Below are 26,400 nucleotides of genomic sequence, written 5' to 3' on the forward strand. Positions count from 1 at the left end.
ATCCTTGACCGGCCGCCGTACGGCCCGGGCCGAGCCGGGCGTGTTCGTACCTGTGGCCTACGAGCCCTGAGGACGCGCTGAACCCAGTGCCTGCTCCGTCCAGACCGTTTTACCGTCACGCGTATAGCGGGTGCCCCACCGCTCGGTGAACTGGGCCACCAAGAACAGGCCGCGCCCGCCCTCGTCGGTACTGCGGGCTCGGCGCAGATGCGGGGACGTGCTGCTCGAGTCGGAGACCTCGCAAATCAGGTTCCCGTCATGGATGAGCCGCAACAACACCGGTCCGCCCGCGTACCGGTAGGCGTTGGTGACCAGCTCACTGACGATCAACTCCGTGGTGAACGTCAGTTCCTCAAGTCCCCACTCCGTCAGCTTGGCCCTGGCCAGCGCCCTCGCCCGGGCGGCCGCAGTGGGTTCCACCTGCAGCTGCCACGACGCGACCCTCTCCGGTGGCAGTACGCGAGTACGGGCGATGAGCAGCGCGACGTCATCAGTGGGGTGGCCGGTCAGCACCGAGTCCAACACCGCCTGGCACGTCCGCTCCAATGCGTCCGCGGGGTGGGTGAGGGTTGCGCGCAGACGGGCCAGGCGTTCGTCGATGTCGACGTGCGGCGCCTGGATGAGCCCATTGGTGTAGAGAGCCAGGAGGCTGCCCTCGGCGAGTTCGAATTCGTACGCCTCGAAGGGCAGGCCGCCGAGACCGAGCGGCGGGCCGACCGGCAGGTCGAGAAGGCTTACCTGTCCCTCCGGGGTCGCCACCGCCGGCGGGGGATGGCTGGCACACGCCACGGAGCAGCGCCGGGAGATCGGGTCGTACACCGCGTACAGGCAGGTCGCGCCGACGATCTGCTCGGTCGGCTGCAGGTCTCCGTCGGTGGCTTCCTGCTCTGCGGCAAGGAGGTTGACCAAGTCGTCCAGGCGGGAGAGGACCTCGTCCGGTTCGAGGTCGAGGCTGGCGAGGGTGTGCACGGCGGTGCGCAGCCGGCCCATCGTGGCGGCGGCGTGGATTCCGTGGCCCACGACGTCGCCCACGACGAGGGCGACACGGGTCCCGGAGAGTGGGATCACGTCGAACCAGTCGCCTCCGAGCCCTGACGCGACACTGGCCGGCAGATAGCGGTGGGCCACCTCGATGGCCGGGTGTTCGGGTACGTCACCCGGAAGCAGGCTGCGTTGCAGAGTGAGCGCGGCCTGTTGCTGCTGGGTGTAGCGGCGGGCGTTGTCGATGGAGACGGCGGCGCGGGAGGCGAACTCCTGGGCCAGTACGAGGTCGTCCTCCTCGAACGGTTCCGGGCGCCGCGACCGCCACAGACTGACCACGCCCAGCACGAGGCCACGTGCCACGAGCGGTACCACCATCAGTGAATGGACACCTGAGCCTATGGCGCCTTCGGCGGTTCGAGGTTCCATCGCGTACCACGCGGAGGAGATTCCCGCGGCCGGTTCGAGCACCGGTCGCCGCTCGGCCAGGCACACGGCTTGCGGTGTCTCCGGACGGAGGTGGATCAGTTCGCCGGACGGATGCATCAGCTGGGCTTCTCGCGTCGGCACACTGCGTACGGCCATCCGGGAAACAGGCCCCGTCGTCTCCTGCTGCGGGTCCTCTCCTCGGGACACCGGCTCCAGCAGGTCCACCGACACACGGTCGGCGAGGCCGGGCACGGCCACGTCGGCCAGCTCGCGAGCGGTCTGCCCCACGTCCAGCGTCGTCCCGATGCGGGCACTGGCTTCGTTCAGCAGAGCCAGCCGGCTTCGGGCGCGATGGCGGTCGGTGACGTCCTCGACCAGCTCGGTGACCCCGATGACCTGCCCGGAGGAGTCCTCCATCCGGAACGCCGAGACGGACACGAACCGCTCGCGGTGGGGGTCCCGGCGCAGTCGGGAGGACTGCTCGGTGAAGACCTCCGGCTTTCCGGTCTCCAGGACCCGTCGCAAGCGGCTGTCCTCCACTCGGGCATCCTCGCCGACGAGCAACTCCCCGCTATGAAGGCCCACATGCTGCTCGGCCGGGAGCTCACTCACCCGTTCGATCGCGCGGTTGACCCGCAAGATCCTCAGGTCCGGACTGTGGACGACGAGACCGATCGGGGACCGGCGGAACATCCCGTCCAGGACCGCCCGGTCCAGCTCCCACTGAGTCACCTCCCCTGCGGGCGCGCCGACCAGGAACCACTCCTGGACGGAGTCGGCCCTCGTGACCACGCGCGACCTCACCCCGAGTTCCACCCGGTGCCCGCCGCGGTGCCGGACCGGCAGCACCCCGAACCAACCCCGGGCCCTCGTGCACTCCGCCACGACGTCTCTGACGGCGGGCCGGTCGCGGGGATCCACCATGAACTCGAATGCCGGCCGGCCGATCACCTCCCGGCCCGAGTAGCCGAGCAACTGCTCGGCCCGCTCGCTCCAGCCGACGACCCTCCCACGGTCGTCCAGCACCACGGACGCCGCCCGGCGCAGAGCGAACGGGTCCTCCGGGCTCTCGCTGAACATCGTCACGGGCGTGTCCATCACCGCAGCCCTCGTGGTCGGTGCCGATCTCGTACCCCGGTCGCGGCCTCTTCGCCCGCCTTCGGGGAGTGGTGCAGGTCTGTGGACATGATCGGTCACTCACCTGCTGAAGTGTTCGACGCCACGCGGCTCGGGCCGGAATCCGTCGTTGGCGGCCATTACGGGATACGGGCCGACCTCGTCCATTTCGTCGTCGCGCCGTCGGGCGCACCCACCGTCTTCAGGAAGGCCCCCGGCAGCCGCTCACCGCCCTCCGCCTCGGGGTAACCCACCACTCGCCGTTCTTCTGCGAGGTGCCGGGGAGCCGCGCCCGGAACTGGGAAACCGTCGCCCCCGTACGCCCGGGGATGATTCCGTGCCCCCGAGGCGTTGAGCAGGCAGCGCCATCCATCGACGACGGGAGATGTCATGCCTCTTGAGGGTGAGTACGAGCCGAGCCCGGAAAAGTGGGTGCGCGACCAGGTCGCGCTGTTCGAGGGTTCCGGTGGCACCAAGGGAACGACGCTGCGGGGCATGCCCGTCATCATCCTGACCACCCGAGGCGCCAAGAGCGGAAAGATCCGCAAGAGCCCGCTCATGAGGGTGGCGCACAACGGCACGTACGCCATAGTCGCGTCGCTCGGCGGCGCCCCCCGGCATCCCGTCTGGTACCACAACGTTGTGGCCGACCCCCGGGTGGAGCTGCAGGACGGCCCGGAGCGCCAGGACATGACAGCCCGTGAGGTGACCGGTGAAGAGAAGGCGCTCTGGTGGGAGCGCGCGGTCGAGGCGTACCCCGACTACGCCGGCTACCAGAAGAAGACGGAGCGCGAGATCCCCGTCTTCGTCCTGGAACCGGCGGCCGGAGGCCACCACTGAGCCGTCAGTTCACGGTGACGGTCTCCGTGGCCTCGGTCAGCACCTTCCGGCCGTCCGCGCCGACCAGCACCAGCCGGGGAAGGTAGGGCCCTTCCCGGTCGTAGGCGTGTGTGGTGGTCGCTTCGCCGGTCTCCTGCCGTGTGCCGTCGCCGAAGTACCAGTGGTAGCGGTATCCGGCGGGGGGCTGCGCGCCGTCCACCGTCGCCGTCAGGCGTACCTCGCTGCCGACATTGGCGTCCTTGGGCGCGGCCAGCGCCAACCGCGGCCCGCCGGGTGCGAGGTGGAACCACTGGCGCAGGCGCGGGTTGAGGAGAAAGGCGTCGGCGTACTGCCGGGCGCCGGCGATGTCGGGATGGCCGATGGCCGCGGAGAGGCACTGGACCGGGGTGGAGCTCAGCTCCGGGCAGGCCCTCTTGCGCAGCGGGTACATCGGGTCGGAGAACGGATTGCCCCAGACCGTGGAGTGCGGGGCGTAGACGGCACTGTCCAGGGTGAACAGCCCGTCGGCCGCGACCGCGTACGGGCCGTCCGACGAGGCGTTGTTGGCCGCCTCGGCCGCCTCGCGGTAGGCGTCGTTGGCCAGTTGGGAGTACTGCTCGTAGCGCCCGGTCGCCTTGCCGAGCGCGCCAAGGCAGGTGGTGAACCGAGCTCCCGCAAGTCCAGGTGCGGTGCAGTGCTTCACCGGGATGGGGGAGCTGTCACGGCTGAGGGCGTAGTAGAAGTCCGCCACGACGACCTTAGGCCGGCCGGGCAGAGAATGTGCCTTCTCGATCGCTGCCCGCATGCCGCGGCCGCCGTATCCGACCTTGGCGCCACTGAAGTAGGGCACGTTCTTCGCCGGGTTCTCCGGTGCCGCGCCGATGCCGGAACACTCGCGCCGGACCGCCTCGGGCAGGTTCTTCGAGCCGGGGGTGATGCCCACGGCGATGCCGAAGAACGGGTCGAGGTCGTTGATGCATCCGTTGATCACGACCAGGTCGAGACCGTATCCGCCCGCACGCGCCTGTGCGCCCGCCTTCTCCAACTGGCAGAAGACGTCCGGTGTCTGCTGCGTGACCTCGCCGAACTCCATTTCGCCGTCGCCGTCGGGGTCCTGCTTCTCCTGCGTCTGGAGGCAGGCCGAGTCGTCGTTGCCCGCGGGAAGCTCGGGTGCATCGAGCACCGCGCCGGAGATCGCGTAATCCATGTGCTGATGGCCCCGCCCGGTCGCGCGCCCGAGCAATTGGCCCGTCAGGTAGGGGAACTTCTGGTCATGGTCCAGGCCCTGCCCCCAGACGACCGAGTCCCCGACGGAGGCCACACGCACCGGATCGCAGCCCCGCCTGATGGTGTCCCGCCAGACCTTGCCGTACGGACCGGGCTCCTCACCGGCGGACGAGGGGACCACGCGGGCGTCGAACTGCAAGGCCGTCTCGGCCGTCGGCACACGGTCGAACGGAATGCTGAACCCGGCTCCGGACACGGCCGCCCCCATGGCGACCCGCCCGCCGGCCAGCTGCTCCCCACCGGCGCGCACCCGCCACTCGACCGTGGCCCCGGCCCTCGCCGCGGCGGGGTCGTACAGCTGCACACGACCTTGCACCGGTCCGCTGCAGACCGGATTGGGGGTGAGGTCCACATCGAGGACGAGGGGGTACGCGGATGCCGCGGAGGCCTCTGCCCCGGCTGCCGCGGGGATTCCGGTGAGCAACTGGCCCAGCAGAGCCGCGGCCGACGCCGGAAGGACGAGCCTGGCCACGGATATGCGGCGGTGGGATAACTCCCCTCTGCGGGGAGTGGGACCCCCGCCGCCGCTCTCACGCCGTCGTGCCACCCACCGAGACCACGTACTGCTCACGCCAATACCCCTGCTTCTGCTGTGAATTGGGTTGATGCGGAGTCAACCGAACGCCGCGCCAATGGTGATCATGGCAGGAGCGGGCAGGGGCGAAACGCGAGGCGAAGGCATTGCGGAGTGAGGCTGATCACTTACCTACAGTTACCTGCGGCTTTCTGGCCTTGCTCCCCCTGCCGCTTCCGGGCCCCTTCTTTCGCCCAAGTACGCTGACTGGCAATGAGACCGGCGCGGACGCCCTCACCGGGAGATGGAACAGTGCCGCGCGACATCGATGCACACCGACGGCCGGATCGCCCATAGCCAGAGGGGCCGAATGCACCCCTGGGCCGCGACCGGACCGGCCCGGACCGGAGGCACCATGACATTTGACCCGCAGTTCCAGGACCTGTACGAGCAGCGTGGCGCCCAAGGCGCCCGACCCCTGTACGAGATGACACTGGACGAAGCCAGGGCAGCCGACCTGGCCGCTGTACGAGCCGACGCGGGAACGCCTGAGCCCGTACTGCAAGTACTCGACGAGTCGATACCAGGACCCGCCGGAACACTGCCTGTCCGCATCTACCGGCCCGACGCCGGCCAGGGCCCGCTCCCTGTCCTCGTCTACTTCTTCGGCGGCGGCTGGACACTCGGGAGCATCGAGACGAGCGACGCGATCTGCCGGAGCCTGGCCAACGCCGCCGGCTGCCTCACCATCGCCGTGGGCTACCGCCTGGCGCCGGAGAACAAATTCCCGGCCGCGCTCCAGGACTGTTTCGCCGCTTTGCGCTGGACCACCGAGCACGCCGCACGCCTTGGCGCCGACGCCTCGCGCATCGCTGTCGGCGGCGACAGCGCCGGTGGCAACCTCGCCGCCGCCATTACGCTCATGGCGCGGGATGCGGGCGGCCCCTCCATCCTGGCCCAGCTGCTCGTCTACCCCAACACGGACTATCGTGCGGACACTCCGTCCCGCCGGGAGAACACCGACCCGCTGCTCTTCAACGACAAGTCCGTGCAGTGGTACTGGGACAACTACCTGACGTCCCCCGAGGACGGCAGGAACCCGCTCGTATCCCCGTTGCGCGCCACCTCCCATGCCGGCCTGCCGCAGGCGCTGGTGATCACCGCCGAGTACGACCCGCTGCGCGACGAGGGCGAGCAGTACGCCCAACGCCTGCGCGACAGCGGCGTCCCCGTGGAGTCGACCCGCTACCCGGGCGTGGCCCACGGCTTCTTCGCCATGGCAGGAGTCCTCGACGCGGGCAGCCGTGCCCTGGAGCAGGCAGCCGCATACCTGCGCACTGCCTTCGGCGGCGCCGGACTGTAAAACACCACCGGTGATCACGTACGCACCAGGGACACGCTCGACAACGCCTCCGGTAATCTGGCTCTTTTCGCCCAGGAGGAGTTGTTCCAGTGGAGTTCCGGCTGCTCGGAGCGGTCTCAGTCGCCACCGAGGCCGGTGAACTCCCACTCGGTCCCGCCAAGCGGCGCAGCCTTCTCGCCGCTCTGCTGCTGAGGCCCAACCGCCCCGTGTCGGTGGACCAGCTGACGGCCACGCTGTGGGACGACGAACCGCCGCCGCGTGCCCGCAGTGTCATCCAGGGCCACGTGTCGCGCCTGAGGGTTTTGCTCGCCGCTACAGACGCCGAGATGTTCGGTGTCGAACTGGTCACTCAGGGGACGGCGTACGTCCTGCGGATGCCGGAGACGCTGTTGGACGCCCACCGCTTCGAAGAGCTGGTGACGTTGGCCCGCAGCCAGCGTGCGCCGGCCGACGCCGTGGCGATGTATCAGGAGGCGCTGTCGCTGTGGCAGGGCCCCGCGCTGACCGGCGCGTATCCGAGTCCCCCTCTGCAGGCCGCCGCGCACGCGCTGGAGGAACTGCGGCTGGCCTCCGTGGAGTCGCTGGCCGCGGCCTACGGGCGGCTGGGTGAGCACGCCCGGGCCGCGGCCGTGCTGCGCGCGGAGGCCGGTGCCCATCCGTTGCGCGAATCGCTGTCCGCCGCGCTCATGAGGGCACTTCAGAGTGCGGGGCGCCGCTCGGAGGCGCTCGACTGGTTCCACCGCACCCGGCGGCTGCTCGCCGACGAACTGGGGGTCGACCCGGGCCGGGAGCTGGCGGACGCCTACGCGGTGGCACTGCGTGGCGAGGGTGACGATGCGGAGGAAGCCCCGGCTCCGGGCCCGCCCACCGCGCCGGTCACCACACATCAGCCGTCGGCCTCCCCGCCCACAGAAACGGTTGACCTGCTGCCGCGCATGCCGCGCGGCTTCCACGGGCGCGCCGCCGAACTCACCGCACTGTCACGCGCCGCCGCCGGCGAAGCACCGGTGTGCCTGGTCACCGGGCCGGCAGGAGTGGGCAAGACGGCGCTCGCGGTGCACTGGGCACACCGCAACCGCGCCGGGTTTCCCGGCGGTCTGCTCTACGCCGACCTGCGCGGCTTCAGCGATACGGGCGAGCCGACCCACCTGGAGACACTGCGCGAGTTCCTGCTGGCGCTGGGGGTCGCGCCGCGCCGGATCCCGGAGTCGGCGAACGGTGCGTCCGCGCTGTTCCGGTCCCTTTCCGCCGACCGTCAGCTCCTCGTCGTACTCGACAATGCGCGCGGTTCCGAGCAGGTCAGAGAGCTGCTGCCGGGTGGCGCCCGATGCGTCACCGTGGTCACCAGCCGGTACCGGCTGCGCGGCCTGATCGCCTCTGATGCCGCCCGTCCCGTACCCGTGGACGTACTCGAACCGAAGGACAGCACGGCCCTGCTTGCCGCGGTGCTCGGCAAGGAGCGCGTACTCGCGGAGGCCGTGGCCGCCCAACGCCTTGCCGACTTGTGCGGCGGGCTGCCCCTCGCGCTACGGGTGGCCGCCGCCAGGCTGGCGGATCAGCCGGACTGGTCCCTGAGCGCGATGAGCGCCGAACTGTCCGACGAGTCACGCCGCCTGAGCCTCCTGGACGTGGAGGACACGGGCGTACAGGCAGCGCTGAGGCTCACGGTGCGTCGGCTGCCTGACGAAGTCGCGGACCACTTCGCGCATCTCGGCCGCCACCCGGGCACGCACGTCGACCGGTACACGGCGGCGGCCCTGGCCGGTACGGACCCGGTCACGGCCGAGGCCGCGCTGGACAAGCTGACCGCAGCGCACCTCCTCATCCGGACGGCGCCGGGGCGCTGGACGATGCACGATCTCGTACGGCTGTACGCGCGCGGCCTGGACGCAGGGCCCGACGTACTCGTCCGGGTACTCGACCACAGTGTGGTCACCGCCCTGGCGGCGGCGCACGCGGCCGAGCCCGGCGACGAGTCGTGCTTCGCACTACCCGCGGACTTTCGTTCGCCGCAGGCGGTACGGGAGTTCGCGGACCGTGAGCAGGCCATGGCCTGGTACGCGGCCGAACGTGACGACCTGACCCTCGCGGCGGCCGCAGCGCACGCCGCAGGACTGCACAGCAGGACATGGCGGATCGTCCTGGCGCTGTGGCCGCAGATCGTGTGGCGGGTCCTCGACGGGTGGACTCCCTTGCTGGAGAGGGCCCTTGAGGCGGCGCGGGCCGATACCGATGCCCGCGCCGAGTCGCGTGTCCTTGCCCTGCTCGGATGGGTGCTGACCGAAGAGGGCCGCACGGATGAGGCGCTGGTCCACCTGGAGGCCGCCTCCGCGCTCGCCGCCCGGGCCGGCGATCTGCGCGGCGAGGCGACCGCCCGGGTCAATCTCTCGCTCGTCCAAGCGGCGCTCGGCAGCCCGGAGGAGGCGGCCGAGGGATGCGCCCAGGCTGCCGAACTGGCTCGCAGGGCCGGCGACCGGCACACCGAGCGGCTGGCTCTGTACCACCTCGCCCGGCATCAACTGGACACCAGGCAGTGGCAGTCGGCCCTCGACACGTCCACCGCCGCATTCGCCCTCGACGGTACGTCGGACACATCGGCAGCGTCCCGGGTGCTGTTGCTCACGGCGGCCGGGGAGGCACTGCTGGGGATGGGTGACGAGACCGAAGGCATCCGGCGCCTCGAGGACGCGGCGCGCGAGGCGGAGTCGTCCGGCTATGACGAGGGTGTGGTGCGGGCCCTCGGCGCGCTGCTGCGGGTGTCGTCGGATCTGGAGCTGCGAGCACGGTACGACACGGCGATGGTGCGGCTCATGGCCCAGACGTGAACGTGCGCCGCGGACTGCGGCGTCAGCGGGTCACCAAACACGCCCCGGCGGGCTGTTTCTTGTTTCGGAGGCGGAGAGGTACGCGGAGGGGCGCCCGCCGCGTGCGAGCTGCTCAGGGGAGCAACAGAGACGCGTCAGCGGTACGTCAGCGGAACGACAGGGCAGGCACCGATGCTGTGAGCAGACCGGTTGGCCACACATGGCATCGACCGCACCGACCGCATCACATACGGGGAGCTCCACATGCGTACTTCCATCCACCGCCCTGCCGTACTCGCCGCGACCGCCGTCGCCGCACTCAGCCTGACGCTCACTGCCTGCGGCGGCGGCGACGCGAAGGGCGAGGGGGCGGCGGCCGAGTCCGCCTCGACCCCGAAGGCGGCCGACGTCGGCTCCGGCTCCGGCTCCGGCTCCGAGAAGGACACGGCCGCCGACAGCGAGGCCACGCAGGGTGGAACGGGCACGGGCACCTCCGGTTCTGACACCGCGGGCTCGGACTCGACCGGCACCGCCGCGCAGGCCGGTTCCAAGAGGAAGAGCAGCGGCAAGACCCCCGCCTGCACCGTCAACGACGTGAAGATCTCCGCGGCCAAGCAGGACGGCGTACCCACCACGCACATCACGCTGACCGCGACGAACGTCTCGGGCCACGCCTGCACGCTGCTCCAGTACCCGCTGATCGCGTTCGGCGACATCCAGACCGCCAAGGACGTTCCGGCCGTCGCCAAGAGCAAGCCGGCCGCTCCCGTCGTGCTGAACGCCGACGCCCCGGCCTACGCTGCGGTACGCATCAACGAGGGCGGCGTCGACGAAGGCAACCGCGTCGTCACCTCCTTCAACGTGAACCTCTTCGCCGCCGAGGGCCCCGCCGAGGGCAGCACGGTCGTCACCGCGCCCGAGGGCGGCATAGCGGTCGACGACGCGGTCGCGAAGACTGGCTACTGGACGCCGCAGCTGCGCAACGGCGCCGACGAATTCTGAGGCTCGCCCAGGGCACTGACCCGAGCGCGTGCAAGTGAGGCCCCGACCCCGGTCGGGGCCTTCCCTGTGGGCCCCGTGGGCAAGGCGCAAAGGCGTCGGACGAGTCGGCCGAAGATCGGTCAGGGGTCACCGAATGGGCCGGAGGCCACGCAAGCCGAGTGGAACATTGAGCTGCCGCGAGGCAGGCTGTAGCCATGCGGTCGCTCCTTCGCTCTCTCCGGCCAGAGGCGGGCGGCCATAGCCGGGTCGCCCTCACGCTTGCGCAGTGTGTGCCTTTCGCGATCGCACTGGCCGTGGTGGTTATCGAGCTCACGCCTTTGCACTTTCTGTATACGGGCCCCATGCTCACCGCGACGCCGGCACTGGCCGCGGTGACGATGGGCCCCAAAGGCACCATCTCGGCAGCGGCTTTCGCTCTGGCCGTCAGCGTGACCACCGCGACCTACAACGAGGCGTGGGGCAGCCAGATGGTCTACACCAATTTCCTGGCTGTTTTCGTGGTGTCCGTGGCCGCTGTCATGGGAAGTAGTGCCGTTCGCACTCTCAGGGAGAAAGAACTCCACCAGGTCCGACGAATCGCTGTCGCAGCCCAGGAGGTCCTGCTGCACCCTGTGCCACCTCGGCTGGGCCCGGTGCGGGCGGCCAGCATGTACCTCGCGGCTGAGACGGGAGCGCAGATCGGCGGCGATCTGTACGAGGCTGTGCAGACCCGGTACGGGGTCCGCATGATCGTGGGGGACGTCCGGGGCAAGGGACTGCCTGCCGTGCGCGCGGCCGCAGCCGTGCTGGGCGCGTTCCGGGAATCCGTGCACTACGAGGACGACCTCGTGGAGGTCATCAACCATTGCGCGGCTGCGCTGCGACGGGGGGACGCCGTGCCCGGTGCGGTCGATCAGGACGTTCTGCTGGAGGGTTTCGTCACCGCGGTGGTGGCCCAGGTGCCCGACACACACGAGGTCCAATTGGTCAACCGCGGCCATCCCCCTCCGCTGGTGCTGCGCCAAGGCACGGTTCAGGCCCTGATGCCCACCTCACCGTTCCCGCCACTCGGCCTGGAAGACCTCATCATCGGTCCCCCTGGCAAGACGGACAGCTATCCGTTCGCACCCGGCGACCGTCTGCTGCTGCACACCGACGGCGTGATCGAAGCACGCAATCGCGACAACGAGTTTTTCCCCCTGCCCGAGGCCATGGAGGAGCTGCACACTCGTACTCCGCACGAGTTCCTGGAACAACTGCACCAAGGACTGATCCGCCACACCGATGGCCGCCTGGCGGACGATGTGGCGATGATCCTCGTTGACCGGCTCGCCGAAGAAGCCGGCGCAGCTGCCGCCCCCTCGGGTGACAGACGGCACTGACCACCTCCCCCCGCCAGCGATCGACGCTGATTCTGCGACACGGCGCGATCCGGACGCCGGTTCCGGCTTGCGGTTTCCGCTGCGTCAACTCGTACGGTCGTCTGTGTGGCCGGAGCGACCGGCCCGGCGATGGGAGGCATGGCCATGGCCTGGTCGATCTCGGATGTGGCCCGGATGTCCGGGGTGACGTCCCGGACGCTGCGGCATTACGACGAGATCGGTCTGCTGCCGCCCGCGTGGATCGGAAGTAACGGGCACCGCTACTACGAAGAGGCCGATCTGCTGCGGCTGCAGCAGATCCTGCTGATGCGGGAGTTGGACCTGGGACTGCGCGAGATCCAGGCGGTTCTGGACAGCCATGTCGATCAGGTGACTGTGCTGCGCGAGCACCACCGGCGGCTGCTCAGGGAGCGCGACCGGCTGGAGACACTCGTCCGCACAGTCGGGCGGACCATCGCCGAACTGGAGGAAGGCAAGGACAACAACGACATGGCAAAGATCAACAGGCCGGAGAACCTGTTCGAGGGATTCGAGCACTCCCCCGCCGATGCCGAGGTGCGCGAGCGGTGGCCGAAGGCGTGGGAGCAGTCCCGGCAGGCCATCGAGACGATGACTGCCGAGGACCAGGAGCAGTGGCAGCGTGAGGTGACGGCACAGATGATCCGTATTGCGGAGTTCATGGTGGCCGGCACACCGGTTGCCGATCCTGCGGTGCAGGCCGAACTGGACGCCCACTACCAGGGCGTCTGCCGGTTCTGGACCCCGAACGCGGCCGCGTACAGGGGACTGGGCCAGACCTACGTCGACGACCCGCAGATCCGTGCGAACTACGACAAGATTACCGACGGGCTGGCCGTCTACCAGCGCGACGCGATGGTCCTCTACGCCGATGCCCGGCTGAGCTGACCGACGGCTCACACCGCCGGGGGGCTGCAGACCCCCGGCGACAACCAACTCTCCCCCACTTCCAGAAGGCTCGACCCACTTCGCGAGCACAGGGACGCAGAGGTGATCGCGAGCATGCCCGGCATCGGGTCACTGCTCGGTGCCGAGTTTCTCGCGTCCACTGGTGGCGACATGGTCGTGTTCGGCACCTCCGACCGTCTGGCCGGATTCGCCGGTGTGGCCCCAGCCCCACGCGACTCGGGCCGGATCAGCGGCAACCTGCACCGGCCCAAGCGATACAGCAGAGGTCTCCAACGCGTCTTCTACACCTCCGCGTTGATCAGCATCCGATTCTGCGACGAGTCCCGCCGCTTCTACGACCGCAAACGCGCCGAAGGGAAACGACACACCCAGGCCGTGCTCGCTCTCGCCCGCCGACGAGTCAACGTTCTGTGGGCCCTGCTCCGTGACGGGCGGTGCTACGAACCGGCACCACCCGTCACAACAGCGGCTTGACAACGAGATTAGTAATCGGTGCGGTCCGATTTGGCCAGCCACGCGTCGAACGGCGCCGTACGGTTCGGCAGGTCCAGCCGCTCGACCGGCATCGGCCACATCGACTGGGGCTTCTTCTCGAACAGGTCGTAGAACTTGCGGTCGTCGAAACCGGCCACCGCGGCATCGTGCCGATCGGCGGCGTAGACGATCCGGTCGACTCGCGCCCACAGTGCGGAGGAAAGGCACATCGGACACGGCTCACACGAGGTGACCAGGACGCAGCCCTCGAGCGAGAAGGTGTCCAGTTTCTTGCAGGCGGCACGCATCGCGCTCACTTCAGCGTGCGCCGTCGGGTCCAGGGTCGCGGTGACCTGGTTGTTCCCGATCGCGACAACCTCGCCGTCCTTGGCGACCAGTGCGCCGAACGGACCGCCGCCGTTCGTCACGCTGTTGGTGGCCAACCTGATCGCCTCTTCCATCCAGGCTCGCTCGAACTCCTGGACGCTCGTTTCTTGGGTGTGCGCGGTCATGGTCACTCCTATTTCGAAGACGGTGGGGACTTCCCGGATGCTCTGCCCATGCGGACACCGCACCCGGGGCAACACATGGCACCCCTCGGGTGCCGCCTTGAGATCAGCGCTGCCAGCGGCATCCGCGGGAGATCATCGCGACTAGACGCCGACAATGTGCTCCGGCTTGACCGGGGTGTGGGTCAGGTTCAGCCCGGTCGCATTGCGGATGGCGTTCACGACCGCCGGGGTGGCGGAGATGGTGGGCGGTTCGCCGACACCACGCACGCCGTACGGAGCGTTCGGGTCGCCCTTTTCGATCACATCCACCGCCATCGGCGGCGTGTCCAAAATGGTCGGGATCAGGTAGTCGGTGAACGACGGATTGCGGATCTTGCCGAAAACCGTCCCGTCGGGCGCCTCGCGTCGATCAAACCGGTGAGACGCGGGCAGATGCAGCAGCGAGGGGATCGGTGCCACGTGGTACAGGTGGTGTCCCGCCACCAGCGCGTGTCCCTGCAGACTCTGGTAGGGCAACGCCTCCCACAGCGCATCGGCCAGCACAGCGTTGCGATCGTCGAGTTCCGCGGTAACGGTGATACCCAGATCAGGCCAGGCGACCTCAACATGCCGACCGGTTAACGTCTCAGTCACGGCTTTCTCCTTCGTTCGGCATGATGTCAGGAGGATCGAGCAGAGTGGTCGACCGACGGTGGTCCATGTTGATCTCGACCACCACGCCGGTACCGCCCGCGATCGGCTTCGCGTCCGGATGCTGGGCCTTTGCGGCCAGCGCTTCCCCCTGTGGCAGGTCGGAGCAAGTCCACGGCACTCATCCCTTGCTTTGCCGCAACTTGCCTTGCCTCGTTGCAACTTGTTGAGGAGTACACAGCCGCCCGAGTGGAGTCAGCTAGGAGTGGAAGACATGAAAGCGTCTGCAAGCTCTTCGTAGACTCCTACAAGAGTGGGTCAGACCTGCGGCGTTAGCCAACTCCTGGTACTCCAGCCGTAGTTCGTGATCAGGCTGGCGGGGGTCGGTGCAGGGACGGCTGCGGCCACCGATGATCACCGTGTGGTGTGAGGACAAGCGAAGATCAAGCGGTGGCCGCGTGCTTCCCGGTGAACGATCACCGCCGTGCGATGGTCCACATGAACGCCGCCACTCTGCGTCGCGGCATCGGATGCCCGGAAGCCCGAAGGCGTGACGGTCCAGCGGACACGGCGAACACCGGACCACCTGCCGCTCTACCCAGAGGCATCAAGGGAGCCAACCACACAGAGCCCGTAACCGGTTCGCCGGTCGGGTCGCGTGGCAGTCCCCCGCCAGCGGACGACCTCTGCTCCCCGAAACGCCGCAAGGCGGCCCCAGCGACCCCGGATGAGACACGCCCCAGGCGTGATCACGCCGGAGAGCCCGGCCGCCACCCGGCTGCGACCCGCAGCTCACCCCCCTGGTGAATTGTGGAACAAGCCTTGGCATTCCCGAGGATCCCGCCAGTCGGTCACACCATTGACCCACAGGTGGCATACGCCCTGACCTGCAGCAAGCGCGTCCAACGGTGCGCAGAAATCCGCCGAGTACGAGTACGTCGAGTGTGAGCGGCCCGTCGTCGACTCCGGTCATCGTGACCAGCTGGTCCCGGCCCCTGTCCCTCTGACGGGGCCGGACCAGGCAACTCGTCCTGGTCCGCCGACTGCGCGACCACCGCGCTTCGCGCGAACCAACCGAACAACGACCGAAGGCACACGTCAGACGACAGCGAGCTCCTGGCGACTACCTTCGACGAAGGCAAACAGGGCCTCCCGCAACTGCCCCTCCACGCGAGCGTCCACCCCGGTCAACTCGTCATCCAGGGTTGCCGCCGCCGACCGCGCCCTGTGGTGAGCTACGTGCTTTTGAACTCGACTACGCGGCGAAGAAGCTCACCCGTCAGACGTAACCGTCCTCCCGTGGTTGCCGCGGGAGCTGGAACGCAGCGCAATGGCGCACCATATGGCCGCAGCCGTCAGTGCAGCCGCAGCCGTCGCACCCAGCACCAGTGCCTCCGGCCGCCAGCCCAGCGAGAGCCGGGTGCCCAGGGCGGTGAGCACGGCTGCGATCCGCCCTGGGGCGTAGACCGGCACCCTGGCGGCGGCAGCCCGCAGTGCGGCTGCCACCGCCAGGCCGGTCGCCGTCCAGGCGACCAAATACGGCCAGACTGCCCCCGGAGCGGCGGACCGCAGCCCGTATTCCTCGGGGCCGATACGGAACAAGGCGCTCGCCCAACCCAGGCCCACCCCGAGGACGGTGATGCCGGCCACCCACAAGGCATGACGCCACAGCGGTCCGGGCCGCACGGCCTCTTCGTATTCGCCAGGGCCGGAGGGGTCGAGGTCGTCAGGGCTGGAAGGGTCGATGAGTTCGATCATGCTCAGAAGGACGCGCCCTGGCGGCAGGACGTTCCGCACGAGGTAGGGGCGAGTTCCGAGTGACGGTCCACCAGCCAGCAGCCAAGCGAGTCGACAGTCAGCCCTTGCACCTTCCGCCGGTCACTTCTCAGGCTGTACTGAAAGCCGACTCGCGGCGACCAGCTCCACAAACACCAAATGCCGTGATCACCCCCAATGAGGGGCCGAGCGCAACCTGCTGGCAACGGGGAAGGTGGATGGCGCCGTCCGCTCCACCACCGCCCAGCACGAGACAGTCCGCAACACGGAGGCCGATGCGAACCGTGCGTGGCGCGTTGACCTGCCCGCCGATCGCCACGAGAGTTGATCGCTGATGATTCCTCCCGATCAAAGGTGAATTGTGACACCGCAGGTCATTCCGCACGACGTGCAGGGCTCCGGCCCGGAACGAGCCCTCATGCTTCACCACTGGCTTGCGGACCGGTCGAGCTTCGACGGGATGCGAACGCATCTCGCTGGGGACGCGTACAGCTACGCGTTCCTGGACTGCCGTGGGTACGGCGAGGCGATGGACGCCGATGGTGAGTTCAGCATGGAGGAGGTCGCCGGCGACGCCCTCGCCGTGGCCGACCACTTGGGCTGGGAGACGTTCTCGGTCGTCGGCCACTCCATGGGCGGTATGGCGGCCCAGCTGATGCTGCTGAACGCTCCGTCGCGCGTCCGCTCGATCATCGGCGTATCGCCGGTCCCGGCGTCCGGCCTTCCGCTCGAAGGAGAGACCTGGGAACTGTTCGCGGGGGCCGAGCAGAACCCGGGCAACCGGAAGGCAATCATTCACAACACCACTGGTGAACGGCACAGCGACGCCTGGCTGGACGCCATGGTGAGCCGCTCGCTGGAACGAGCTTCCGCTCCGGCCTTCCGCGCGTATCTGGACTCCTGGTCGCGGACCGACTTCCATGAACTGGTCCAGGGCAACCCCGCCCGGGTATTCCTCATCGCCGGTGCCAACGACCCTGTGATGGGAGCCGAGGCCCTGCGCGGCACGTGGGCTGCGGTGGTATCCGAATGCCGAGCTGGAGGTGCTCGAGGACGCCGGCCATTTCGCGCCCGAGGAGGCCCCGGAGGCCCTTGCCGCGGCCGTTGAGCGAGCCCTCGCCCGTCTGGACTGAGTACCGCCGCGGCCGGGCGGCGCCCGGCTGATCAAGGTCTCGGCCGGAGGAATCCCTGGGGCGGCCGACGGTCTTGATGGAGAGGTTGAGGTGCCGTGCGCTCAGCCCTCCGGAGCCGTCCGCTCCTATCCTGGTGAGGGATGTTCCGGCTCACGGAGAGCGAGAAGAGGAGCCGCGGTGGCTGAGCGGATCACCGGTACCGAAGAGGCGATCGAGCAGGCGAGGGCCGCTGCCGCCCGCGAGGCCTGGGCCGATGCGTACGCCGTCCTGCACGACCTCGACCCCGGCCGTATGGCCCCCGAGGACCTCGCCGTGCTCGCCGATGCCGCTTGGTGGACCAGCCGCGTCGAGGAATCGATCGTCGCGCGGACAAGGGCGTACTCCGGCTACGTGCGCGCGGGCGCCGCCCGGCAGGCAGGGTTCTCCGCCTGGATGCTTTTCTACGAGTACCAGCTGGCAGGACGTACGGCCGCAGCCGCCGGCTGGCTGCGTCGGGCGCGGCAGCACCTCGGCAGCGAGCCCGAGTGCGCCGAGCAGTGTTATCTCGCCTGGGTCGGGGCCGAGGAGGCACAGCAGCTTGGTGCCTTCGACGAGGCGATGGCCTGTGCCCGCCGCATGGCAGGCATCGCGCGGCGTTGCGGCAGCCGGGATCTCCTCGCCATGAGCACCCAGGCGCAGGCGAGTGTGCTGCTGGCCCAGGGGCGGGTCGCCGACGGGCTCGCACTGCTCGACGACGCCATGTGCTCGGCCATGGCGGGTGAACTCAGCTCGTTCTTCACCGGGTGGATCTACTGCCTGGGCCTTCAGCAGTGCATGGCTTCCGCCGACCTGGAACGAGCCGTCGAGTGGACCGAAGCCGCCATGACCTGGTGTGCGTCGATGCCCGAGGAGAACAACTTCCGGGGGCTGTGCCGGGTGCACCGCGTCGAGGTGCTCGAGCTGAGCGGTGACTGGCCCCGGGCCGAGACGGAGGCCGCCCTGACCTGCCGGGAGCTGCTGCCCTACGAGGCCAGGATGGCTGCGGAGGCGATCTACCTGATCGCAGGCATTCAGCGGCGGCGCGGCGACCTGGCCGCGGCCGAGGCATCGTACGACCGCGCGCACGAGCTCGGCCGCGACCCGCAGCCAGGCCTCGCGCTGCTGCGCCTGGCCCAGGGCAAGGCCGACTCCTCCGCTGCCGCCCTGCGGCTCGCACTGGCGGGCGAGGACGGCGGCGGTGGGCCCGGCCGCCTCGGGCGCTGCCGGCTGCTCGCGGCCCAGGTCGAGGTCTCGCTCGCCCTCGGACAGCTCGACCAGGCCCGTACGGCGGCGGACGAACTGGAAGCGACCGCGCGCGAGTGGCAGCAGCGGCGCGAGTCCGAGACCACCGTGCTGCATGCGACCGCCGCGGCGGCGGCCGGTGCCGTGGCCTTCGCCGACCGTGACCTCGAGCGTGCGCTGCGCCTGCTGCACCGGGCGCTGTCGCTGTGGCTCGAACTGGGAGTCCCGTACGAGGCGGCGCAGGTCCGTATGACCCTCGCTGCCGCCGACCGGGCCGCGGGGGACGACGAAGGCGCACGGCTGGAACTGCGCGCCGCGCATGCGGCCTTCGAACGGCTGGGCGCGGTGCCCGACGCGCGGCGGGCGGCGGCTCTGCTCAGCACGGTGCACCATCGGCGCGGCGAGCTCACCGAGCGTGAGGCGCAAGTTCTGCGCCTTGTCGCGGCGGGCCGGACCAACCGGTCCATCGCCTCCGAGCTGGTGATCAGCGAGCACACTGTCGCCCGTCACCTGAACAACATCTTCGCCAAGCTGGATGTGTCCTCCAGGGCCGCTGCCACGGCGTACGCGTACACGCACGGCCTCGCGTGATCCCACGTACGTGATCCGGTGGCGCATGGGCTGTTCTGCCCATGCCCGCCTCGGCGAAATGGGCGGTTCCTGCGATGAGCGTCGCCCGGCCCCGTGCCTATAAAGGTGCTGTCCCCAATCACCGATTGCCGATTCCCCGAAGACGCAGAAAGCCGGTGGCGGCCATGACCACCTACACACCAGCCCTCGACCACAAGCTGTTGGAGCGGCTCCAGGGAGCCGTACGAGGCGACATCGTCCAGCCCGGCGACCCCGACTACGACGAGGCCCGCAAGGTCTACAACGCGATGCACGACAAGCGGCCGGCGATCATCGTCCGGGCCGTCGACGTGGGCGACATCATCGCCACCGTCGACTTCGCCCGGGACCAGAATCTGCTGCTGGCGGTGCGCGGCGGCAGCCACAGCGTCCCCGGCTACGGCACGTGTGACGGCGGCGTCGTGCTCGACCTCGGGCGGATGCGCGGGATCCGGGTCGACCCCGAGGCGCGTACGGCCCGGGCCGAGGGCGGCTGCACCTGGGCCGATCTCAACCACGCCACGCATGCCTTCGGCCTGGCCACCACGGGCGGGGTCGTGTCCAGTACCGGTATCGGTGGGCTGACGACCGGAGGAGGCATGGGCTATCTGGCCCGCCGCTGTGGGCTGGCCTGCGACAACCTGATCTCGGCCGACCTGATCACGGCGGACGGGTCCTTCCGGACCTGCACGAAAGAGCAGGACGCCGACCTGCTGTGGGCGGTGCGCGGCGGAGGCGGGAACTTCGGCGTCGTCGCATCCTTCGAGTACCGGCTGCACCCCGTGGCCGACATTCTCGGGGGGCCGACGTTCTACCCGCTCGACGGCGACGTAATGCGGCGATACCGGGACCTGATCGCCGATTCCGACGAGAAGCTCGGCGCCCTGCTCGTCGTCGCGCTCGGCCCGCCCGTACCGTTCCTGCCCGAACGCTGGCACGGGCGGCCGCTCTGCGGAGTGATCACCTGCTGGACCGGCAGCGAGGACGAGGACGACCAGATCCGTGCCCGGCTCGCCGAACTCGGGCCGGTCGTGGGGCAGTACGTCGAGCGCATACCGTATCCGGTGATCAACACGCTGTTCGACGAACTGCTCCCTGCGGGCCTCTTCCACTACTGGAAGGGCACCTTCAGCCGGGGCCTGCCCGACGGGGCGATCGACGCGTACGTCGAGTACGGCGCCACGACGCCCAGCATCCAGAGCGCGACGGTCGTGTTCCCCATCGACGGCGCGTGCCACCGGGTGGCGCCCGAGGACACCGCATTCACCTACCGGGACGCCGACTTCTCGACCGCACTCAGCCCGACCCTCCTGACCCGAGCCGATTGTGAGGCCAATGTCGGCTGGGCACACGCCTTCTTCTCGGCACTCCAGCCCTACTCCGCAGAGGGCGGCTATGTGAACTTCATGGACCACGACGACCAGGACCGCGTCCGGGACAACTACCGTCAGAACTACGACCGTCTGGCGGCGATCAAGCGGCGCTACGACCCGGGCAATCTGTTCCGCTTGAACCACAACATCACGCCGTGAGAAGGCGGTGAGTGTGAACTATTCGCTGTGACGTGGCGAGGGCATCGGTACGGTTCATGCACGGCAAGCCACGAAGGCCAGGACGCTGCCCGCAAGGGCGGCGTCCTCGGTTTCCGGAGCATTTACTGAGCCGGACCTATTCCGAGAGGGAAGGAACGAACCGATGCGCGCTGCGTTCCCAGTGGGCCGAGGCCGATCCGTACGGATGCTGCTGGTGACGGCCGCCGCCGTGGCGTTGGCCGTCGGCTGTACTTCGCCGGGCGGCGGCAGCGGTAACTCGGCGTCCTGCGCGTACCGGGTGACGTACGAAGACCGTACCTACCAGGACGTCGCCAACGTCGACTTCACCATCGGGGAAACGCTCGGCGCCGTCAGCTCCGCGCCCTGCGACGACACGCCGGGGCAGAACGAGGGCGCGGAGTCCGCAGCCGCATCGACCGCCTACGCGGTCGAGGGGCTCGACACCGACATCGCCATCGCGGTGGGGGACACGCCCGGTGAGGCCGTCTTCTTCGCCGTCGACTCCGGCAAGAAGCTTCCCGCAGAGGTCAGGAAACTGATCGACGGCTCCTGATGCCGCTTCCGCCTGGCGATGTGTCACAACAACGCGGCCTGTGGTCGGCGATGCTACGGGTCATTCCCGAGGGTGCCCACGTTCGGCAAAGTGGTGCTGGAGATCGATGTGGCGGAATTGGTATACCGCTCCTGACTGTCGAAGAACCCCACGTTGCAGCGAATCGCTACGCCGAATCGGCCTCCCGCGCTGCTGTCGAGCACCCAGTACGCGGGACCCGTAGCAAGCCAACTCGCCTTGTAATCAACTTCAGTGGTCAGCCTCGTCGAGGCTGACCAGGCCCGCTTCGTAGGCCAGGATGACCGCCTGGGTGCGGTTGTTGGCGTGCAGTTTGGCCAGTACGTTGCCCACGTGTGTCTTGACGGTCTCCAGGCTCACTCGCAGCTCCTTTGCCGTCTCCTGGTTGGACAGCCCTTTCGCCATGAGCTGCAGCGTCTGGGTCTCGCGGTCGGTGAGCGTGGCCGTCCTGCCGGTGTGGGTCCGTTGTACGGGGCGGCCGGTTGCCAGTCGGCGTACGGCGTCCGGGAACAGCACGGAGTCACCGGTCGCCACCAGCCGGATCGCGTGAGCGATCTGCTGGGTCGGTGCCCGTTTGCGGATGAACCCGCTGGCGCCGGCGCGCAGGGCGTCGTAGACATGTTCGTCGTTCTCGAATGTGGTGATCACGATGACCTTCGGCGGGTCGGTCAGCTCAGCCCGCAGCCGCCGGGTCGCCTCGATGCCGTCCATCTGCGGCATGCGAACGTCCATCAGTACGACGTCGGGGCGTAGCCGCTCGACCGCGGGAAGCACATCGGCTCCGTCGGCGGCCTCGCCGACGACGTCCAGGTCGGGTTTGGCCGACAGCAGGGCCCGCAACCCCGTGCGTGTGAGTTCGTCGTCGTCGACGATCAGGACGGTAACCGGCGGTTCGGGAGCAGGCGTTGGCGAGGTGGAGGGGTTCATGGCGCCGACCGTAGTGGTATCCGTGCGGCCAGCCGCCAGTGCGTGCCACCGGGGTCGTCCGTGGGTCCCGCGGACACTTCGCCGCGCAGCAGCCGCACCCGTTCGGCGATTCCGGTCAGCCCGTGCCCCGGCTCCCTGCCGGGGCGCGAGTGTGTTGTGGTGTCGACAGGGTTGATGAGTTCTACTTCCAGCACGTCGTGGCGTGCGGTGATGTGCAGGCTGATACCGGTCATGTTGCTGTGCCGCAGTGCGTTGGTCAGGCCTTCCTGGATGATCCGGTACGCCTCCCGTGAGACGGTGGCCGGTACGTGGGCCAGGTCGCCGGCGGTCTCCACGTGCAGGCCGGCGCCGGTCTGCCGGACCCGCTCCATCAAGGGGCCAAGGTCGGCGAGGGTACGTTGCGGCGTCGTGGGCGCATGCCCTTCCCGTAGGACACCGAGGACGTGGTCGAGGTCGTCCATCGCGGCGCGGGAGGTCTCCTCGATGCTGTTCATAGCGCGTCTGGCGGCCTCCGGATCGCGGTCCATGAGCTCGCCTGCTACGGCGGCCTGGATCGTAGATGCCGTCAGGGTGTGCCCGATCGAGTCGTGCAACTCCTGGGCCAGCCTGTTGCGTTGGGCCAGCTGGTTCATCCGCTGCTCCACGGCGGCCAGTCGTTCGGCGGCCCGGTGGCCGAGGAGTGCCGACGCGAGCAGACGCAGCGCCGCCGCCCCGCCGACGGTGACGTATCCGGCGAGCGCCAGGCACCCGGCGCAGGCTGCCAGGGTCCACAGGCCCCGCCACCCTTGCTCCACCCGGACGGTCAGGCCGAAGCTCGCCACTGGGCCACCACCGCTCAGCCAGACCGAAACGAACACGACGGCCATGAAGGCCAGCAGGCATGTCACCGCGATCACCGCTGACCCGATCGCCATATGTGCGACCAGGTATACGGACGTCCGGAGCCGGTCCGCCCAGGGGGATGTCGGCGTACCCGGCGGAGCGGGAAGGTCTGCACCCAGAATCCGGTCGGCCAGCCGCACACTCCCCCGGCGGGCCGCACGGGGAGAGCCCATGGCCACGAGCATCGCGCACAAGGCCACTACGAATCCCACGAAGCGAAGCTCCGCCGGCCACTTCGGCGGCGCCGCGACGAGCGCAAGCAACAGCGGCGGCAGACTCATGGCCGCGCCGAGGAATGCGTATATCCAGCCCCGGTACGCATCCGTGCTGAGGAGCGGGCGAATCATTGTTCTCACGGCCCGCACAGTACCTTCGGGCCGCGTGACGCACCTCCCCCGAAAGAGCCAGCACAGGCTCCCCCGACAGGGGCGCTGTTCTCCCCCGTAGCAGCGATGCGCCGACGCAGCGTCGAGTGACAGCGTTGCGCGAGGAAATGACCAGTCGGGGACCAGAAGGCAGCAGTCATGAAATCCACATCCGCATCGCGCTCCGAAAACCGCACCGTCCTGGCCACGAGGATCGGTGCCGCCGCATGGATAGCCGCCACCGCACAATTCTTCATCGGCCAGCTGGTTGTGGAGGCCGCCTGGCGCACCCCCTACAGCTGGGTGAGCAACAACATCAGTGACCTGGGCAACGTCCACTGCCAGACCTGGGACGTCTCCCGTCCTCGGTACGTGTGTTCACCGCTGCATGACGTCATGAACACCTCGTTCGTCGTCCACGGCGTACTCCTGCTCGTCGGCACACTGTTGACCGGCGCCTGCTGGGGCCAGGGATGGCTGTCGAGAACCGCTCGTCTTCTCTTTGTCATCAATGCCGGTGGGTGGGTACTGGTGGGCCTCGTTCCCGCGGACATCAACGAGGACCTTCATGTACTGGGTGCGCTCCTCATCATGGGCCTGGGAAACATCGGACTGATCTGCGCCGGATTCGTTCCGCGAGATTCCCTGTTCGGTCAACTCCGCTTTCTGACCCTCTTCTTCGCAGCCGCCGCTGTCGCCGCGGCATGGATGTTCTTCAGCCAGCAGGATCCCGGCACAGGACTCGGGAGCCTGGAACGAATAGCGGCCTTCGCCCTGAGTATGTGGACACTTGTCATGGGCCTCGCCATATTCCGCGGCTCTGGTTTCGGTGCGGATCGGGTTACTGACGGTCGGCTCCGGTGGGGCGGGCTCGGTCGATGATGGTTGTGGTGTCCACCCCGAGGGGCAGGGTGCCAAAGGAAATGCCCCAGTCGTTGTCGAGTCGGGAAGCGCAGAAAGCGTCCGCGACGGACGGGTGGCCGTGGCGGTGCAGCAGGGAGCCCTGAAGGACGAGGGCCATCGTTTCGACGATCCGGCGGGCCCGGTACTGGATGTCGTCGAGGTGTGCCAGATCCTTGCGCAGACGTGCAGTCGCGGCGTCCAGCCTTCGATCGGCGCCCGCCGCCTGTTCGACCTCGCCGAAGAACGCGTCGACCGTTTCGGGTTGCCGGGCCATGGCCCGAAGCGCGTCCAGGGCCGCGACGTTGCCCGAGCCTTCCCAGATGGAGGGCAGCGGCGACTCACGGTAGAGCCGCGGCATCCCCGACTCCTCCACGTACCCGTTGCCGCCCAGGCATTCCAATGCCTCGGCGGCATGGGCGGGCGCCCTCTTGCACACCCAGTACTTGGTGACGGCCAGCCCTATGCGGCGTAGCAGCTCCTCATCCCGGTCACCGGCGGCGGCTCGGTCGACGGCTCCCGCAAGCCGCATCCCTGCCACGGTCGCAGCCTCGGCCTCGATGGCGAGATCAGCCAGCACATTGGTCATGAGCGGCTGGTCGACGAGCAGGTGGCCGAACGCCCGGCGGTGTGTGGCATGGTGCACCGCCTGGACGACGCCGTGCCGCATACCCGCGGCTGATCCGACCGCGCAGTCGAGCCGTGTCATGTTCACCATGCGGATGATGGTGGCGACGCCGCGTCCTTCCTCCCCGACGAGTCGGCCCAGCGCACCTTCGTACTCGATCTCCGAGGAGGCGTTCGAGCGGTTGCCGAGCTTGTCCTTGAGCCGTTGCAGACGGATCGCGTTGCGGGTGCCGTCCGGCAGTACGCGGGGCACCAGAAAGCAGGAGAGGCCTCCGGGCGCCTGCGCGAGGGTGAGGAACACGTCCGACATCGGGGCGGACGTGAACCACTTGTGCCCCGTGAGGGCGTAGTGCCCGTCACCGGTGGGAACGGCCCGGGTCGTGTTGGCGCGTACGTCCGAGCCGCCCTGCTTTTCCGTCATCGACATGCCCGCTATCAGGCCGCGCTTGCCGCTGGGCTCGCGGAGTCCGAAATCGTAGACGGACGAGGCCAGCAGCGGCTCGTACAGCCGTGCCAGCTCCGGCTCGGCCCTCAGCGCGGGCACCGCGGCGTACGTCATCGATACGGGGCACAGGTGTCCCGGATCGGTCTGGCCCCATACGAACATCTTCGCTGCCCGGGTGACGTGGGCGCCGACACGCTCGTCCCGCCACGGCGCACCGTGCAGTCCGTTCGCCACGGCCACCTTCATCAGGTCGTGCCAGTGGGGGTGGAACTCGACCTCGTCCACGCGGTGCCCGTACCGGTCGTGGGTGCGTAGCACCGGAGGGTTCTGTTCGGCCAACCGGGCCCATTCCTGGGCCTGTTCGCTGCCCGCCAAGGACCCGAGTGCGTGCAGCTCGTCCTCCGCCCACGCCGCTCCTTCACGACGCAGGCCCTCCAGCAGGGCCGGATACGCCGCGACGTCGTAACCGGTCAGCAGCGGGGCCTGGTTGGTGACTTCATGCGTTGGTGCCATCGTCTGCTCCCAGAGCTCGAAGGGTGAACCTCACCAGAGAAGGGACGGTCCCGGGGCCGACCGTTCCCTCGGACAGCGGGCCGATCAGCGCCTCGGCGCCCGCCCCGACCAGCGCGGCCGCCGTCAACTGCGGGTCCTGCGCCGGCAGCACACCCAGCCGCACAGCCTCGGTGATCCGATCGGCGAACACGTCGCGGAACGCCCGCCGGAACACCAGCCGTTCGGCGTCCACCGCGGGATCGACCGGTTCCGCCAGCAGTGCGTACGCCAGCCGGGGGGACTTCAGCGCCCGCCCGGCGAAGGTTTCCACTACCGCCACGATGTCCTGCACCAGCCCGGCCCGGCGTCCGGCCGCCTCCGACACCGCTGCCACCTCGCGTGACACCACTGTGCGGAACAACTCGACGACGAGATCGGCTTTGCTGGGGAAGTGCCGGTACACACTGCCGGTCGCGATACCCGCTCGCGCGGCGACGGCCGACATCGAGCAACCGGCATAGCCTTCCTCGGCCAGCAGCCCGACGGCCGCAGCCAGAACCGCCTCTCGCTGTGCCTCAATGCGCGCTTGTACAGCCGGAGTTCGTCGGTAGGGCATGGAAAGACTGAAGCACTGATTCATT

At 68.9% G+C, this 26,400-nt stretch carries 20 protein-coding genes and 3 pseudogenes; 13 read left to right on the top strand and 10 right to left on the bottom strand.

All coding sequences use genetic code 11. The annotated features are described in order from the left end of the window. Positions 1-57 precede the first annotated feature (57 nt). A complete protein-coding gene (locus tag J7I98_RS17715) occupies positions 58-2,508 on the bottom strand; it encodes a SpoIIE family protein phosphatase (RefSeq protein ID WP_214921690.1) in 2,451 nt (816 codons plus the stop codon). Between the two features lie 111 nt (positions 2,509-2,619). Between J7I98_RS17715 and J7I98_RS17720 the strand changes: the two genes are divergently transcribed. Beyond that, complete coding sequence (locus J7I98_RS17720) at positions 2,620-2,775, top strand: hypothetical protein (protein ID WP_214921691.1); 156 nt, start codon at positions 2,620-2,622, stop codon at positions 2,773-2,775. 141 nt (positions 2,776-2,916) lie between these two features. Further along, entirely contained in the window at positions 2,917-3,366 is a 450-nt protein-coding gene (locus J7I98_RS17725; protein ID WP_214921692.1) for a nitroreductase family deazaflavin-dependent oxidoreductase, read from the top strand. 4 nt (positions 3,367-3,370) lie between these two features. Here J7I98_RS17725 and J7I98_RS17730 read toward each other — a convergent pair whose 3' ends face one another. Continuing rightward, positions 3,371-5,104, bottom strand: a complete 1,734-nt coding sequence (locus tag J7I98_RS17730) for a PKD domain-containing protein (RefSeq protein ID WP_308377839.1) — start codon at positions 5,102-5,104, stop codon at positions 3,371-3,373. Between the two features lie 457 nt (positions 5,105-5,561). On the opposite strand from J7I98_RS17730, the gene J7I98_RS17735 reads away from it, so the two are divergent. The 6 genes and pseudogenes from J7I98_RS17735 to J7I98_RS17760 form a co-directional block, all read left to right on the top strand. Beyond that, complete coding sequence (locus J7I98_RS17735) at positions 5,562-6,509, top strand: alpha/beta hydrolase (protein ID WP_214921693.1); 948 nt, start codon at positions 5,562-5,564, stop codon at positions 6,507-6,509. Positions 6,510-6,598: 89 nt separating this feature from the next. Continuing rightward, positions 6,599-9,334, top strand: a complete 2,736-nt coding sequence (locus J7I98_RS17740) for an AfsR/SARP family transcriptional regulator (protein ID WP_214921694.1) — start codon at positions 6,599-6,601, stop codon at positions 9,332-9,334. Between the two features lie 243 nt (positions 9,335-9,577). After that, positions 9,578-10,315, top strand: coding sequence for a DUF4232 domain-containing protein (locus J7I98_RS17745; RefSeq protein ID WP_214921695.1), 738 nt, complete (start codon positions 9,578-9,580; stop codon positions 10,313-10,315). A 269-nt stretch (positions 10,316-10,584) separates the two neighbouring features. Next, positions 10,585-11,676 (top strand): PP2C family protein-serine/threonine phosphatase, encoded by a 1,092-nt coding sequence (locus J7I98_RS17750; protein ID WP_308377840.1) that lies wholly within the window; start codon positions 10,585-10,587, stop codon positions 11,674-11,676. 144 nt (positions 11,677-11,820) lie between these two features. Then, a complete protein-coding gene (locus J7I98_RS17755) occupies positions 11,821-12,582 on the top strand; it encodes a MerR family transcriptional regulator (protein WP_214921833.1) in 762 nt (253 codons plus the stop codon). Between the two features lie 81 nt (positions 12,583-12,663). Then, positions 12,664-13,077, top strand: a pseudogene (locus J7I98_RS17760) (transposase); the annotation flags it as partial. A gap of 8 nt (positions 13,078-13,085) precedes the next feature. Here the strand turns inward: J7I98_RS17760 and J7I98_RS17765 are convergent. From J7I98_RS17765 to J7I98_RS17785, 4 genes and pseudogenes are all read right to left on the bottom strand, one after another. After that, a complete protein-coding gene (locus J7I98_RS17765; protein ID WP_214921697.1) occupies positions 13,086-13,589 on the bottom strand; it encodes a nucleoside deaminase in 504 nt (167 codons plus the stop codon). 141 nt (positions 13,590-13,730) lie between these two features. After that, a pseudogene (locus J7I98_RS17770) lies at positions 13,731-13,967 on the bottom strand (hypothetical protein); the annotation flags it as partial. 289 nt (positions 13,968-14,256) lie between these two features. Then, positions 14,257-14,395 (bottom strand): annotated as a pseudogene (locus J7I98_RS17780) (FAD binding domain-containing protein); the annotation flags it as partial. 1,096 nt (positions 14,396-15,491) lie between these two features. Continuing rightward, positions 15,492-15,977, bottom strand: a complete 486-nt coding sequence (locus tag J7I98_RS17785) for a hypothetical protein (RefSeq protein ID WP_214921698.1) — start codon at positions 15,975-15,977, stop codon at positions 15,492-15,494. A 379-nt stretch (positions 15,978-16,356) separates the two neighbouring features. Between J7I98_RS17785 and J7I98_RS17790 the strand changes: the two genes are divergently transcribed. The 4 genes from J7I98_RS17790 to J7I98_RS17805 all read left to right on the top strand — a co-directional run bounded on the left by J7I98_RS17790 (position 16,357) and on the right by J7I98_RS17805 (position 21,103). After that, the gene (locus J7I98_RS17790) at positions 16,357-17,103 is read left to right on the top strand and encodes an alpha/beta hydrolase (RefSeq protein WP_308377841.1); all 747 of its coding nucleotides are present in this window, start codon (positions 16,357-16,359) and stop codon (positions 17,101-17,103) included. Positions 17,104-17,305: 202 nt separating this feature from the next. Beyond that, on the top strand, positions 17,306-18,979 hold the full coding sequence (locus J7I98_RS42245; RefSeq protein WP_308377842.1) for a LuxR C-terminal-related transcriptional regulator: 1,674 nt from the start codon (positions 17,306-17,308) through the stop codon (positions 18,977-18,979). 164 nt (positions 18,980-19,143) lie between these two features. Continuing rightward, positions 19,144-20,529 (top strand): FAD-binding oxidoreductase, encoded by a 1,386-nt coding sequence (locus J7I98_RS17800; RefSeq protein WP_214921699.1) that lies wholly within the window; start codon positions 19,144-19,146, stop codon positions 20,527-20,529. 163 nt (positions 20,530-20,692) lie between these two features. Further along, positions 20,693-21,103, top strand: coding sequence for a DUF6281 family protein (locus tag J7I98_RS17805; RefSeq protein ID WP_214921700.1), 411 nt, complete (start codon positions 20,693-20,695; stop codon positions 21,101-21,103). 249 nt (positions 21,104-21,352) lie between these two features. Here J7I98_RS17805 and J7I98_RS17810 read toward each other — a convergent pair whose 3' ends face one another. Then, positions 21,353-22,048: a response regulator transcription factor gene (locus tag J7I98_RS17810; RefSeq protein WP_214921701.1), complete on the bottom strand. Its 696-nt coding sequence runs from the start codon at positions 22,046-22,048 to the stop codon at positions 21,353-21,355. Next, positions 22,045-23,277 (bottom strand): sensor histidine kinase, encoded by a 1,233-nt coding sequence (locus J7I98_RS17815; RefSeq protein ID WP_214921835.1) that lies wholly within the window; start codon positions 23,275-23,277, stop codon positions 22,045-22,047. Before J7I98_RS17815 ends, J7I98_RS17810 begins: the two co-directional genes overlap by 4 nt. Positions 23,278-23,454: 177 nt before the next feature. Between J7I98_RS17815 and J7I98_RS17820 the strand changes: the two genes are divergently transcribed. Continuing rightward, a complete protein-coding gene (locus J7I98_RS17820; protein ID WP_214921702.1) occupies positions 23,455-24,177 on the top strand; it encodes a DUF998 domain-containing protein in 723 nt (240 codons plus the stop codon). Here the strand turns inward: J7I98_RS17820 and J7I98_RS17825 are convergent. Together J7I98_RS17825 and J7I98_RS17830 are read right to left on the bottom strand one after the other, a co-directional pair. Beyond that, entirely contained in the window at positions 24,137-25,780 is a 1,644-nt protein-coding gene (locus tag J7I98_RS17825) for an acyl-CoA dehydrogenase family protein (RefSeq protein WP_214921703.1), read from the bottom strand. The two genes, J7I98_RS17820 and J7I98_RS17825, sit on opposite strands and share 41 nt — an antisense overlap. Next, positions 25,764-26,375, bottom strand: coding sequence for a TetR/AcrR family transcriptional regulator (locus tag J7I98_RS17830; RefSeq protein WP_214921704.1), 612 nt, complete (start codon positions 26,373-26,375; stop codon positions 25,764-25,766). Before J7I98_RS17830 ends, J7I98_RS17825 begins: the two co-directional genes overlap by 17 nt. Positions 26,376-26,400 lie beyond the last annotated feature (25 nt).

Source organism: Streptomyces sp. ISL-98, from assembly GCF_018614055.1.
Lineage (GTDB): Bacteria > Actinomycetota > Actinomycetes > Streptomycetales > Streptomycetaceae > Streptomyces > Streptomyces spiramyceticus.